At 63.6% G+C, this 12599-nt stretch carries 10 protein-coding genes; 8 read left to right on the plus strand and 2 right to left on the minus strand.

The window, feature by feature from the left end:
* Nucleotides 1-21: 21 nt before the first annotated feature.
* Nucleotides 22-1662 carry a tetratricopeptide repeat protein gene (locus RVAN_RS19940; protein WP_169309495.1) on the minus strand — a complete coding sequence of 547 codons (1641 nt, stop codon included), beginning with the start codon at nt 1660-1662 and terminating at the stop codon, nt 22-24.
* 126 nt (nt 1663-1788) lie between these two features.
* On the opposite strand from RVAN_RS19940, the gene RVAN_RS19945 reads away from it, so the two are divergent.
* The 8 genes from RVAN_RS19945 to RVAN_RS01030 all read left to right on the plus strand — a co-directional run bounded on the left by RVAN_RS19945 (nt 1789) and on the right by RVAN_RS01030 (nt 12242).
* Nucleotides 1789-3165, plus strand: coding sequence for a glycoside hydrolase family 3 N-terminal domain-containing protein (locus RVAN_RS19945; RefSeq protein ID WP_013417893.1), 1377 nt, complete (start codon nt 1789-1791; stop codon nt 3163-3165).
* Nucleotides 3166-3230: 65 nt separating this feature from the next.
* Entirely contained in the window at nt 3231-4295 is a 1065-nt protein-coding gene (locus RVAN_RS00995) for a glycosyltransferase (protein ID WP_013417894.1), read from the plus strand.
* Between the two features lie 50 nt (nt 4296-4345).
* The gene (locus RVAN_RS01000) at nt 4346-4738 is read left to right on the plus strand and encodes an MAPEG family protein (protein ID WP_013417895.1); all 393 of its coding nucleotides are present in this window, start codon (nt 4346-4348) and stop codon (nt 4736-4738) included.
* Nucleotides 4739-5019: 281 nt separating this feature from the next.
* On the plus strand, nt 5020-6150 hold the full coding sequence (locus RVAN_RS01005; RefSeq protein ID WP_013417896.1) for an AI-2E family transporter: 1131 nt from the start codon (nt 5020-5022) through the stop codon (nt 6148-6150).
* A gap of 9 nt (nt 6151-6159) precedes the next feature.
* A complete protein-coding gene (locus tag RVAN_RS01010; protein WP_013417897.1) occupies nt 6160-6858 on the plus strand; it encodes an HdaA/DnaA family protein in 699 nt (232 codons plus the stop codon).
* A 254-nt stretch (nt 6859-7112) separates the two neighbouring features.
* Nucleotides 7113-9338, plus strand: a complete 2226-nt coding sequence (locus RVAN_RS01015) for an RNA degradosome polyphosphate kinase (protein ID WP_013417898.1) — start codon at nt 7113-7115, stop codon at nt 9336-9338.
* A 281-nt stretch (nt 9339-9619) separates the two neighbouring features.
* Nucleotides 9620-11188, plus strand: a complete 1569-nt coding sequence (locus RVAN_RS01025) for a Ppx/GppA phosphatase family protein (protein ID WP_013417899.1) — start codon at nt 9620-9622, stop codon at nt 11186-11188.
* A 115-nt stretch (nt 11189-11303) separates the two neighbouring features.
* Complete coding sequence (locus RVAN_RS01030) at nt 11304-12242, plus strand: DnaJ C-terminal domain-containing protein (protein WP_013417900.1); 939 nt, start codon at nt 11304-11306, stop codon at nt 12240-12242.
* Here RVAN_RS01030 and RVAN_RS01035 read toward each other — a convergent pair.
* The gene (locus tag RVAN_RS01035) at nt 12200-12589 is read right to left on the minus strand and encodes a hypothetical protein (protein WP_013417901.1); all 390 of its coding nucleotides are present in this window, start codon (nt 12587-12589) and stop codon (nt 12200-12202) included. The genes RVAN_RS01030 and RVAN_RS01035 overlap by 43 nt on opposite strands.
* Nucleotides 12590-12599: the final 10 nt, after the last annotated feature.

Here is a 12599-nt window from a genome sequence, read left to right on the forward strand (position 1 = left end):
TCACCACCCGCGCGAACGAAATCACCGGAAGAGCCAGCCGAAGATGCTCGGGCCGCCGCGACGGCCTCCGCCACCGCCACCTCCACCGCCGCCGCCGAAGACCGTCGACCACGGATTTTCGTCGCGCCGAGCTGCCTGCTGCGGCATCTCCTGCCTCGGCTTCCTCAGGTCGTAAACGCTCGAAAGCCCGTCGGTATCGGTTACGGTGACGCCATATTGCGTCCACGCCCATTTCGACTTTGCGTCGCCCGTGATGTAGGGCTCGATGCCCGTAACCTGCGCGCGGGACAGGTCGATGATGGCGACAAATTCGTGAGGAATGCCGCCCTTCTCGCCCGACCGGTAGCGCAACAGCCCGATCCCGGCCAGCGTCTCTTTCAGCGGCGTCCATTCGAGGATTTCGGCGGGCGCCGCGCCTTGCGTTTCGAGCATCACCGGCATTTTCGGATAGCGCTCGTTCAGCGCCGTATAATGTCCGGTCGCCGAGCGGTACACCTCCCAGCCGTCGACGGCGGGGGCGAGTGGCTTCACCACGGCGTCGGCCGTTTCGCCGCTCGCGGCCTTGTAGCCGTCGCGCAGGTCGCGATTGAGAGGATCGAGTTCGAGCGCCTTGCGGTAATCGGCGATGGCCTCGTCGCGACGACCGCCGCGCTCGCGATAGCTGCCCCTGAAGCGATAGGCATCGGCGTAGGCAGGGGCGAGTTCGAGGGCCTTCGACAAATCCGCGTCAGCGCCTTCCACGTCGCCCGTTCCGTATTTCGCCTGACCGCGCCAGAAATAAGCCTCGGCGGCGTTCGCATCGAGCGAGATCGCATGGTTCAGGTCGTCCAACGCGAGGTCGGCCCGCTTGCGTTCGAGGTTCTGCGATGCGCGCCCGATCAGCGCCGGGACATTGTCCGAGGCGAGTTCGACCGCCTTGGAGAAATCGCGAAACGCTGGCTGCCAGCGCTTTTCCTTCGCGTGTGCCTGTCCGCGCGCCACATAGAGCGCCACGTTATCGGGGGCGAGCGCGATCACCTTGTCGAGATCCTGCGCCGCCTCGTCGTTCCGCTTCAGTGCCGCATAGATCGCTGCGCGGTTGTGATAGGCGGGGGCGAATTGCGCGTTCAGCGTGATGGCGCGGTTCAGATAGCGCAGGCCCGTATAGAGGCGGCCTTCGCCTGCCGCGATCCGCCCGCACCCGTTCAGCGGAATGGAGCTTGCGGGCATGAGTTCAATCGCCTTGCGGAAATCCTTCTCGGCCACGTCGGGGTGGTTGAGCTTCTGGCTTGCGTTGGCGCGATTCGCATAGGCGGCGCCGAAATCGGGCGAAAGCGCCACCGCGCGGTCGAAATCCCGGAAGGCATCGTCCGGCCGGTTCATCTCAAGGAAAACATTGCCGCGATTGTTGTAGGCGAGCGCGTAGTCCGGGTTGAGCGAAACGGCTTTGGTGAAGTCGGCGGCGGCATCGTCGAGCTGCTTCATGCGCCATTTCGCGACGCCGCGATCCGAAAGGATGGTGGCTTGACGCGCGGGAGGCAGGCCCGCCTCGCGCAACGCCTCGTCATACGCGGACACGGCGAGATCGTATCGCCCGCGAAGGAGCGCGGAACTTCCCTCCTGCGCCTTGAGCGCGGTCTTGTCGGGCGCAGCCATCGCCGCCCCGCCGATACCGAAAGTCAAGACTGCCGCGATTAAGATCGAGGCGGCGGCCACGGTTCCCCCTGCGCGCCCAATGCCGAGAGAGGCTGCTTTACCCTGTTCCCGCATTCCGCTAACACAATGAAAACCACTGCGACGTTTGAGCCTATGGCGCATCGAAACATTCCCATCCTGCGCGGACTTGCTCTTGGGCTTGCCCTTATCGCAGCCGAGCCTTGCCTGGCGACCGGCGCGACGGAGTATAGCGGGGTGGCGTTCGCCACGGAAGCATCGCCCGAAGCGGGCGCCAGCCGAGACCTTACCGGACAAAGGGTAAAAACGGCGCAAAACAATGGCGAGTCCGGCAATGAGTCGACCGCCGAGGCGCAGAAGAAGCTGAAGCAGGAGCTTGATCGTCTGCGGCGTCCACCTCGCGACGGCTGGGCGACGACTACGCCCACCACCCAGCAGAAGCCGCCGCAGCCGCAGAAGCCTACGCCCACGGCCCCGACCGAAGCGCAGCCGAAGCCGAAGCGGCCACCCACCACAAACACAACCGCTCAGACGCCGCAGAAGCCGAAGCCCGCCGCTCCTGCGGTCGCGCCCATCGCGGCACCGCTTCCCATCGGCCCCGCCATCGATCCTGCGATCGACCGCGCGGCGGGAAAGGTGCTGTTTCTTCGCTTTTCCGGTACGACGCCCAACGATGGCGGCTCGAAAGCCATGCGCGCCATGCTGCAAACAGGCCAGATCGCGGGCGTGATGTTCTCGCGGCAGAACATCGCTTCCAAGGCCCAGCTGCGCGACCTCGTGAAATTTCTGTGGCAAGGCAACGCGGCTCAGCGGCCCTACTTCGCGATTCGCGAGATCGGCGGCAAGGACGACGCGCTGCCTCAGTTGAAGGAGTTCGAGGCGTGGCCATCTCCGAGCGACATCGCGGGCAGGGGCGACCCGGAATACGCCTATTCCACCTATCGCTCGCTCGGCTTCAACCTCGCGCATCTCGGCTTCAACTTGAATTTCGGCCCGGCGCTCAGCCCGTCCGGGGCGGCGGCAGACCCGTCGAGTTTCGGCGCGAACCCGCTGCAATCCGGCGTTTTTGCCAAGACGTTCATCCTCGGCCACAAGGATACGAACGTCATTCCAGTGCCCGTCGTGGACCAGAGCGAGCTTTCGGTGCGCGCCCTGAAATCGCTGCTCGTCGCCTATCCGGGCACGCCGGTTGCGGCGGTGATCGGCGATGAAACGGCGTCGCTCTCGGTTTATGAGACCCTCGTGCGGGGTCCGCGCTTCTGTTTTCTCACGATGACCGCGGGTGCGGCCGAAACGGTTTCCTCCTTTGCCAAAGGCTGCGACGTGCTGGTGGTGGATGGCGGCAAGGAAAGCCCGGCGGCGACGCGCGCGGCTCTGGCGGCCGCGATTGCCGACGCGGTGAACAACGGCACGCTCGCGCTGGCGGACCTTCAGGCCTCGGCGCAGCGCCTTTCCACGCTTCGCGGTTCCACGGCATCGATATCCAACGGATTTACAACTACAGCGCAGTAGCGGTTGGTTCATCGTGCAACCTTTAGTTGCTATGAGCCGGGAAACTGTTTCCCGGCCGGCAGCAAATGGCGACAATCGCGATCCTGCATGCGAATCATAATCACCCCGCCTACACGGGCGCTTCGCTGCGCGCGGGCGCGGTTGCTGGCACCGAAAGCTCGGCGATTTATCTCGCGGAGGCGCTCGCCCGGCGCGGCCATCGCGTCTTCGCGCTGAACCGCCTCAAGGCGTCGTCCGTGGAAAACGGCGTGACATGGTTGCCGCTCGAAAGCCGCACGAGCCTGCCGCCGGTCGATTTCGCCATCGCGCTCAATTCGGACCGGCTTTACTGGGGTTTCAAGGCACGCCACAAGCTGACATGGCTGCATACGCCGCCGACGCTCGGCAAGTTTCTCAAGCGGCGCAATGCACTCGCGCTTCTGTGGCATCGGCCGACGGCGGTGCTGCTCGGCGGCTACCACGCATCGACGCTCGACCCGCGCGTGCTGTACCGTCGTCGCGTGGAGATTGCGCACGGCGTGGCGGATATGTTCTTCGCGCCGGAGCCGGACGCAGAGCCACGCGCTCCAAAGGCCGTCTTCTGTTCGCGGCCTTCACGCGGGCTCGATTTTGTCGCGCGGCTCTGGCCGAGTGTCCATGCCACGGTGCCGGATGCCGAATTGCACGTGTTCTGTCCGCAGTCGAGCCTTGACGAGGCCGCCGCGCGCATTGGCGGCTCTGCGCCCGGCATTCGGTTACGCGGCGGCGTCGCGCGGTCAGAGCTTGCAGCCGAACTCAGGACCGCGCGCGTGATGCTGGTCCCTGGCGACCCGGATGAAACCTATTGTCTCGCGGCTGCGGAGGCAACGGCCTCGGGCGTGCCGCTCGTCACGCTTGGCATCGGCGCGCTAAAGGAACGCTTGCGCGATGGTGAAACCGGCTTTCTCGCGAGCGGCGCCGACGATTTCGCGCGTCATGCCCAAAACGTGCTCACCGATGACGCGCTCTGGCTTCGTCTCAATCGCGGCTGCGTGGCGGAAAGCGCGCTCTGCCGCTGGGACGACCGCGCCGCCGAATGGGAGCGGCTTTTCGTGGCGCTCGATACGCGCGATGCCCCCGCGCTCGAACCGTTTCTTGTCGCGGCGCGTTGAATCCGTCAGGCTCAAGCCGTTTCGCCGAAACCTCGCTGGAGACAAACGCCATGACCACGGAACTGACGATGCTGGTTTGGACCATCGTCCTCGCCATCGTGCAGATCGGCCTTTTTTCCATCGCGCGGACGGCGCAATACGGCGCGAAATGGAACATGGGCGCGCGGGACGACAAGCAGCCGCCGCTGAACCCCATCGCGGACAGGCTCGGGCGTGCGCAGGCGAATCTTTACGAGACGCTGCCGCTGTTCATCGCGGCGGTGCTCATCGCTCATGTCGCGGGGCGGGAAAACGCCACTACCGCGCTCGGCGCACAACTCTACTTCTGGGGCCGCGTCGTCTACGTGCCGCTGTATGCTTTCGGCGTGCCCTACGTTCGCACTCTCGTCTGGGGCGTCGCGACGGCCGGGCTGCTTATGGTGCTGTGGCCGCTCATCGGATAACGCGCAGCATCCCCCACTTTCGCCATTGCAAGGCGCTCCGTGTTGCCCCTTATGACTTGCCTCTTTGACGCGCGCCGCTAGAGTTGGCCCCGAAAACCGGGTTGGTCGCCTCGGGGTTTCGCGCCGACTTCGGCGTGAAGGAAACTCAGACGACGCCTCAAACGTTTGATGCGAGCGGCCCTCGCGTCGACAGGCGGCGACGCCGACGATTTTGAACGGTCGATAAACCAATCGGGTGGACTCTGTCGGAAAGCCGCAGGTTCAGGGAGTAAAGCGTCAGCATGGACAACACGATCCGTCTCTCGCCGCACGCGACCTTCTGGGTGGTGATCGTAGCCCTCGCCACGATGGGGCTGATGGTATTCTCCGACGTGCTCATGCCTTTCGCGGCGGGGTTCGTCCTCGCCTATCTCTTTCAGCCGCTGGTTGAGCGGCTCAATCGCATCGGCGTGCATCGTGGGGCGGCGGCATTCGCGATCATCGCGGTTCTGAGCCTCATCTTCATTGCGATTTTCGCGTTGCTCATTCCTCCGCTGGTCGACCAGCTCCGGCAATTCGCGCAGGACTTGCCGGTCTATTACCAGCGTGCGCGCGCCTATCTCTGGGAGAATTATCCGCAGTATCTCAGGTCCCTTCAGAGCACCGTGCAGCAACAGGAGGGCGGGGCCGCTGGGCAGGCGCAGGATGTGGCGGGCATGGTCGCGGGCTATCTGAAGGGCCTCGCGGAGAGCAGTCTCGCGTTCTTCAACACGCTCGCGCTCCTGTTTCTTACGCCCATCGTCACGTTCTTCCTGCTGCGCGACTGGGACCAGATGTTCGCCTCCATCGATAGCCTGCTTCCGAAGAGGGACGCGCCGACCATCCGCAAACTCGCGGGCGAGGTCGACGACACGATTTCGGGTTATCTGCGCGGCATGTTCATCGTGCTGTCGATCCTCTCGATATTCTACATGGTCACGCTCGGCCTGATCGGACTGAACTACGGCCTCCTCATCGGCCTTTTCGCCGGGATCATCAGCTTCGTGCCTTATCTCGGCTCGACGAGCGGGTTGCTGGTGGCGGGCGGCGTCGCGCTGGCGCAATTTGCGCCGGATTACTCCATGGTCGCGCTCGTCATCGGCGTCTTCATCTTCGGGCAGATTATCGAAGGTAATGTGCTGACGCCGAACATCGTCGGCAATCAGGTGCGGCTGCATCCGGTCTGGCTGCTTTTCGCGCTGGTCGCGGCGGGTTATCTTCTCGGTTTCACCGGCCTCTTGATCTCGGTGCCGCTTGCGGCGGTCATCGGCGTGCTGGTGCGCTTTGCTATCCGCAAATATCAGGAAAGCGAAATCTATGGCGAGGAGAATAGCGAGGCGGCAGAGGAGGCGGTCGAAGGCGCAAAGCCGCAACGATCAGCGGCCATCGGCTGAGGCCGGGTGATGTCGGCCCAGCTCGTGCTCGATCTGCCCCGGCGTTTCGCCTATGACGAGGCCGATTTCTTCGTGACCGCGCGAAACGACCGCGCCTTCGGGCTTGTCTGCCAGTGGCCGGACTGGCACGCGCCCGCCGCCGTGATCTGGGGACCGCCGCAATCCGGTAAGACGTACCTCGCGCACATCTGGCAGGCGCGGGCGAATGCGGCATTCGCCGACCCCGCCGCGCTCGAAGGCCATGTCTGGGCCGCGCGTCAGCCCCTCGTGCTGGAGGACGTGGACGCGTCCGCGCTACCGGAGACGGCGCTGTTTCATCATCTGAACCTCGCGCGCGAACACGGCTCCTTCATCCTGCTGACCGCGCGAACGCCGCCCGGAAGCTGGCGGATCGCGTTGCCGGATCTGCGCTCGCGCATCCGCTCCTATCCAACTGCCGAAATTCAGCCGCCCGACGAGGAGCATCTTGCCGCGCTCCTCCTCAAGCATTTCAGCGATCGCGGCATCGAGATCGCCCCGGACGTGATCGCCTATCTCGTGCAGCGCATCGAGCGCTCTATGGCGGCGGCTGATGCGGTGGCGTCGCTTCTCGACAAGGCTGCGCTGGCCGAACGCCGCCGGATCACGCGTGCGTTCGCGGCGAAGGTGCTGAAGACGGTGAGTGGCGGATCGGACGAAGCGGACGACGAGCCGGACGCCAATTTCTGAAGCTGATAGCGCTACAGGGCATCTCCCCTGCAAGCTATCCGCCGGAAGAAGCCCTTGCGGCGGCGCGGGCGCGGCGTCATCTTTTCAAAACAGTTTGTCCATCGCGTCGAAGCCCGCACCATCGGCCGCTCTGACCGAAGCGTCATCGTTGGCGTTTCGCTTTGGCGCATTGTGTTCGTCATGTCACAAAGCGCTTCCAAGCTCTGAGTGCGCAATTCACGCGTCGCAAAGACGCCCAACCGGAGATCGTGGAAATGAAAACCGCCGAAGCCGAACCTGCCCCCACATATCGGGACAGAATAGAAGCCTTTGGCGATGAACGCTTCTTCAACCGGGAATTGTCGTGGCTCGCATTCAACAGGCGCGTCCTGGAGGAATCGGCCAACACCCGCAACCCGCTTCTGGAACGCGTCCGGTTTCTGGCGATTTCGGGGTCCAACCTCGATGAGTTCTATCGCGTTCGCGTGGCTGGCTTGCACGAGCAGGCGGCGACCGAGATCGTCGAGGTTTCGCCCGACGGACTGACGCCCCGGCAACAGGTGGAAAAGATCAACGAAGCCGTGATGCCGCTTTCGGCCATCCAGCAGGAGCGCTGGAACGCGCTTCGCGAGGACATGGCGAAGGAGCAGATTTATATGGCCTCGGCCAAGTCGCTTTCGGACGCGGAACGCGATTGGCTAGAAATCTATTTCATGCGGCGCGTTTTTTCGGCACTGAGCGCGGTGGCGGTCGATGCGGCGCATCCATTCCCGCACGTGCAGAGCCAGGAATTGGTGCTCGTGCTCGAATGCACTCGCGAACTCGCCCTCGTCGGCGATTCGGATTTCGAAGGCGAGCCGCGCCTGATGTACGCGCTTGTCGTGATCCCCAACGGTCTCGATCGGTTCATTCGGCTACCGCAGACGGTGGGCGAGAACGGCAAACCCGCGATCCGCTTTATCGCGATGGAAGTGCTCATCGCGCTCCACGCGCACACGCTGCTACCGGGCTTCAAGGTGAAGCATGCAGGCCTCTTCCGGCCGCTGCGGAACAGCGGAATCGAGTTCCAGGAAAAGAGCGAAGACCTGCAGAAGGTGCTCCGCAAGGCGCTCGTTAGGCGGCAACTCGGCGAAGTGATTCGCCTCGAAATGAGCGAATCGCTGCCGGTGGCTGCGCGCGAACTGATCATCGCCGGGCTGAAGATCGACCGTGCCGACGTGGTGCCGGTCGATGGCCTTTTCGCCATCGCCGATATTTCGCAACTTGTCGTGAGCGACCGGCCCGACCTCGTTTACAAGCCGTTCGAAATCCGCTTCCCCGAGCGCATCGCCGAGTTCGAAAACGACTGTTTCGCGGCCATATCCTCGAAAGACATCGTCGTTCACCATCCGTATGAGTCGTTCGACGTTGTGCTGCAATATCTCCGGCAGGCCGCATCCGATCCCGATGTCGTCGCCATCAAATGGACGCTCTATCGCACGTCGAAACGCTCGCCCATCGTGGAGGCGCTCCGGCAGGCGCGCGAGGCGGGCAAGAGCGTCACCGTGATGATCGAGGTGACTGCGCGCTTCGACGAGTTGAATAATCTCGAATGGGCGAAACAGCTCGAAGCCGTGGGCGTGCATGTGGTCTATGGCCTGACCCAGCTCGACCTCAAGACGCATGCGAAGCTCGGTCAGGTGGTCCGCAAGGAAAACGGCGAGCTTCGCACCTACTGCCATATCGGCACGGGAAATTATCACCCGGCGACGGCGAAGATCTACACGGACCTGTCCTATTTCACGGCCGACGCGGCGGTCGGGCGCGACGTGTCACGTATCTTCAATTACGTGACGACCTACAGCCGCCCGAACAACCTCGAACGCATGTACATCTCGCCCCACGGCATCAAGGCGCGAATCATCGAGGAGATCCATAACGAGATCGCTCACGCCAAGGCTGGCCGCCCGGCCGCGATCTGGATGAAGCTCAACGCGCTCGTCGATCCGGAGGTGATCGACGCGCTCTATGAGGCAAGCCTGTCGGGCGTGCCCGTGGACCTCGTCATTCGCGGCATTTGCTGCCTCAAGCCCGGCATTCATGGGCTTTCCGAAAACATCCGCGCGAAAAGCATCATCGGTCGGTTTCTGGAACATTCACGCATCTACTGCTTCGGCGCAGGGCATGGATTGCCATCGGAGGATGCGCATGTGTATATCAGTTCCGCGGACATGATGCCGCGCAACCTCGAACGGCGCGTCGAGGCCATGACCGCAATAACGAATCCCACCGTTCACGAGCAGGTTCTCGACCAGATCATGATCGCCAATCTGAAAGATAATCTCCAGAGCTGGAAAATCGAGAGCGACGGCAGCTCCCAGCGCTTTCACCTCAAGCCCGGCGAGGAGCCCTTCAGCGCGCATGAGTATTTCATGACAAATCCCAGTCTTTCGGGGCGAGGGGGCGCGCTCAAGCAGAACTTCCCGCGACGCTTCGCAGTCGCATCGGCACCGCACGCCTAGTGGAGCGAATTTGACATTTGGTTCACGCCCGCTGGTGGCCTGTCATCAATTCGAAACTGCGCGAATCAATTGGTTGCTTGGTCTCCTTGGCGTGCATGCGTTTGGCTTGAGAGCGTGCAGCAATGTGCACCAAACGTGCGCGCCAGAGCGCTGGCGCAGTTTGGTGCAATCGCCAGAGCACTAGATTCAACAAGTTGCCCGTGCTCTCTAAGCGCATATGTATGCTTGAGAGCCGGCAGCACCGTGGAGCAAACCCATGCGCCAGAGCATGAGAATAATTCGTGGATAATTCGACGCTCGGTTCGATAAGTGGACGGCTGCCCGGTGCGCGCCCCGTGGCCGTCATCGACATCGGTTCGAACTCCATCCGCCTCGTTGTGTATGAAAGGCTCACCCGCGCCCCGACGCCGCTCTTTCAGGAGAAGGCGATGTGCGGGCTCGGCCGTTATCTCAACGAGTTGAAGCGCCTCAATCCCGAAACCGTGCCAAGCGCGCTTGCCTCGCTGGCGCGCTTCCGAAAGCTCGCCGACATCTGCGGCGTGCGCGAGCGCGACATCCATCCGTTTGCGACAGCGGCGGTCCGCTGGGCGGAGGACGGCCCGGACTTTCTCGCGAAGGCCGAAGAAGCCTGCGGCGTCCCGATCCGCGTGATCGGCAACGCAGAGGAGGCGGAGCTTGCGGCGACGGGCGTTCGCGCGGGCTTCGTCAATCCGCGCGGCATCGTCGGCGACCTCGGCGGCGGCAGCATGGAACTCGTGCGCATCAATGGCGATACGCTGTCCGACCAGATTTCGCTGCCGCTCGGCAGTCTGTCGCTGGCCGAGCGAACCCATGGCGAGAAGACGGAAGCCATCCCCATCATCGAGGATGCGCTCGCGTCGGTCGATTGGCTGAACAACGTGCGCGGCGAGAATTTTTATGCGATCGGCGGCACATGGCGCGCGCTCGCCAAGCTGCAAATGGCCCAGACGAACTATCCGCTTTCCGCCGTGCACGGCTACAAGATGGACGCCAGAAAGGCGCTTCAGATCACCGCGCGCTACGCCAACAATTCGCCCACGGGTTTGAAGCGGCTCGCGGGCATGTCGGCCGGGCGCGAGGAAACGGTGCCGTTCGGCGCGCTGCTTCTCAATTCGCTGATCCGCAAGATGCAGCCGTCCGACGTGGTCTTCTCGGCGTTCGGCGTGCGCGAAGGCACGATCTACCGGCTTCTCAGCGAAGCGGAACGCGCCGAAGACCCGCTGCTGTCGGCTTGCGAAACGGTGGCGACCCTGCGCGCCCGCTCGCCTCAGCACGGCCGCGAGCTGATCGAGTGGACGGACGGGCTTTTCGCGCGCTCCAACGAGCACGAACAGGAGGACGAACGCCGCCTGCGCCACGCGGCCTGCCTCCTGTCCGACATCTCCTGGCGCGCGCATCCCGATTATCGCGGCGAGCAGAGCGCGGTTCTCATCTCACAATCCGCGTTCGCCGGCATCGACCACCCCGGCCGCGCCTTCCTGGCGCTGTGCGTCTATCATCGCTACGAGCGCAAGCTTCAGGGCGAACTCATGCCGAAGCTTGCGCATCTTCTGCCGCGCCCGCTTCAGAAACGCGCGCTGATCATCGGGCAAACGGTTCGCCTCGCGCATACGCTGACGGCGGGTATGAAGGGCCAACTGCCGCAGACGACGCTTCTATGCGAAGGGGGCAAGCTTGTGCTTTCTTTGCCGACGAAGCTCGAGTCGCTTGATGGCGAGCAATTGCGGCGGCGGCTGCGCTCCGTCGCCCGCGAAATGGCGCTGCAACCCGAAGTGGTTGTCTCGAAACACGTAAAACAGACATTTTTCGGAGGCTTGTTCGGGGGATAATTCGCGTCTGCGAAGAGGACGAACCGAAGCGGGATAAGTTAAGCTTGACTCCCGTCGCTCTGTAACGGTCTTTGCATGTTTCGCAACGCTGACACACTCCTGCACCCAACGTTCCATGGACCAAGATCTCTACGCTGTTCTAGGGCTGAAGCGCACCGCGACGAACGACGAGATCCGTCGAGCGTATCGCAGGCTCGCCAAAGACCTGCATCCGGACCAGAACAAGGGCGATCCCGTCTGTGAGGAGAAGTTCAAGCGCGTGTCGGCGGCATTCGCCGTGCTCGGCAGCCCCGAGAAACGCAAGCGCTACGACGCGGGCGAGATCGACTCGATGGGCAACGAGCGCGCGAACCCGTTCTACCGCGATTACGCTGCGGGCGGCGGCGCTGGACACCACGAGGGCTTCGGCGGTTATCACAATGGTGGCGCGGGCGGCGGCGACTTCTCCGACATCTTCGGCGATCTGTTCGGCAGGCGCGGACCGTCCGGCGGCGCATTCACGATGCGCGGCATGGACTACCGCTACAACCTCGAAATCAGCTTTCTCGAAGCCGTCAACGGCGTGAAGAAGCGCGTCCAGTTTCCCGATAACGAGACGCTGGACATCACGGTGCCGGCGGGTGTCGAAAGCGGGCAGACGCTCAGGCTCCGCCACAAGGGCGGCCCCGGCGCGGGGCGAGGCGAGCCCGGCGACGCGCTCATCGAACTGAAAATTCAGCCGCATCCGCTGTTTTCCCGCGACGGCGACAACATCACGTTGGAACTGCCGGTTTCGCTCGACGAGGCTGTCCTCGGCAGCCGCGTCGAGGCGCCGACCATCGGCGGCCGCGTGACTGTCGCGATCCCGAAAGGCGCGTCGAGCGGTCAGGTGCTGCGGCTTCGCGGCAAGGGCGTGCGGAACCCGCGCTCCGGCACGCATGGCGATCAACTCATCACGCTGAAGATCGTCTTGCCGCCGGTCATCGATCCTGAGCTTGAGCGCTTCATGCAGGAGTGGGCGAAGAAGCAGCCCTACGATCCGCGCGCGCGTTTCCGCGAGGCGGCAGGGGCCTGAGGCGGGCTTTTCCGCCACGGGCGAGGCGCGGCCCGGCTGCCCCCGTCCTGCTGGGATGGCCTCGGGTTTCGGGGCTTCCCGCCGATAGCCGCCACGATTTCCACAATTACCCAGACCACGATGACCGCGCCGAGAACAGCGATGGCCTCGACCGTGTGCATCCCGAAATTCAGTACGGAAAACAGCTCGTCTCCATAGTCGCTTCCGAGAACGGGGCATGGCAATGATTGGCCTGGATCGAGATCGCATCCGGCGACGCGCGCGGCGGCTCCCGCACCGATCAGAGCCAGGATCGGCACGAGGCAAAGAAACACGATCAAGAGCATCAGCAGACGAAAGGCACGCATGGGCTGTCCC

The sequence above is a fragment of the Rhodomicrobium vannielii ATCC 17100 genome (assembly GCF_000166055.1).
GTDB lineage: Bacteria > Pseudomonadota > Alphaproteobacteria > Rhizobiales > Rhodomicrobiaceae > Rhodomicrobium > Rhodomicrobium vannielii.

Coding starts and splice junctions, on each gene's coding strand:
- RVAN_RS19945 (WP_013417893.1), top strand. CDS start 1,789: ATGGCGCATCGAAACATTCCCATCCTGCGCGGACTTGCTCTTGGGCTT.
- RVAN_RS00995 (WP_013417894.1), top strand. CDS start 3,231: ATGGCGACAATCGCGATCCTGCATGCGAATCATAATCACCCCGCCTAC.
- RVAN_RS01000 (WP_013417895.1), top strand. CDS start 4,346: ATGACCACGGAACTGACGATGCTGGTTTGGACCATCGTCCTCGCCATC.
- RVAN_RS01005 (WP_013417896.1), top strand. CDS start 5,020: ATGGACAACACGATCCGTCTCTCGCCGCACGCGACCTTCTGGGTGGTG.
- RVAN_RS01010 (WP_013417897.1), top strand. CDS start 6,160: ATGTCGGCCCAGCTCGTGCTCGATCTGCCCCGGCGTTTCGCCTATGAC.
- RVAN_RS01015 (WP_013417898.1), top strand. CDS start 7,113: ATGAAAACCGCCGAAGCCGAACCTGCCCCCACATATCGGGACAGAATA.
- RVAN_RS01030 (WP_013417900.1), top strand. CDS start 11,304: ATGGACCAAGATCTCTACGCTGTTCTAGGGCTGAAGCGCACCGCGACG.
- RVAN_RS01035 (WP_013417901.1), bottom strand. CDS start 12,589: ATGCGTGCCTTTCGTCTGCTGATGCTCTTGATCGTGTTTCTTTGCCTC.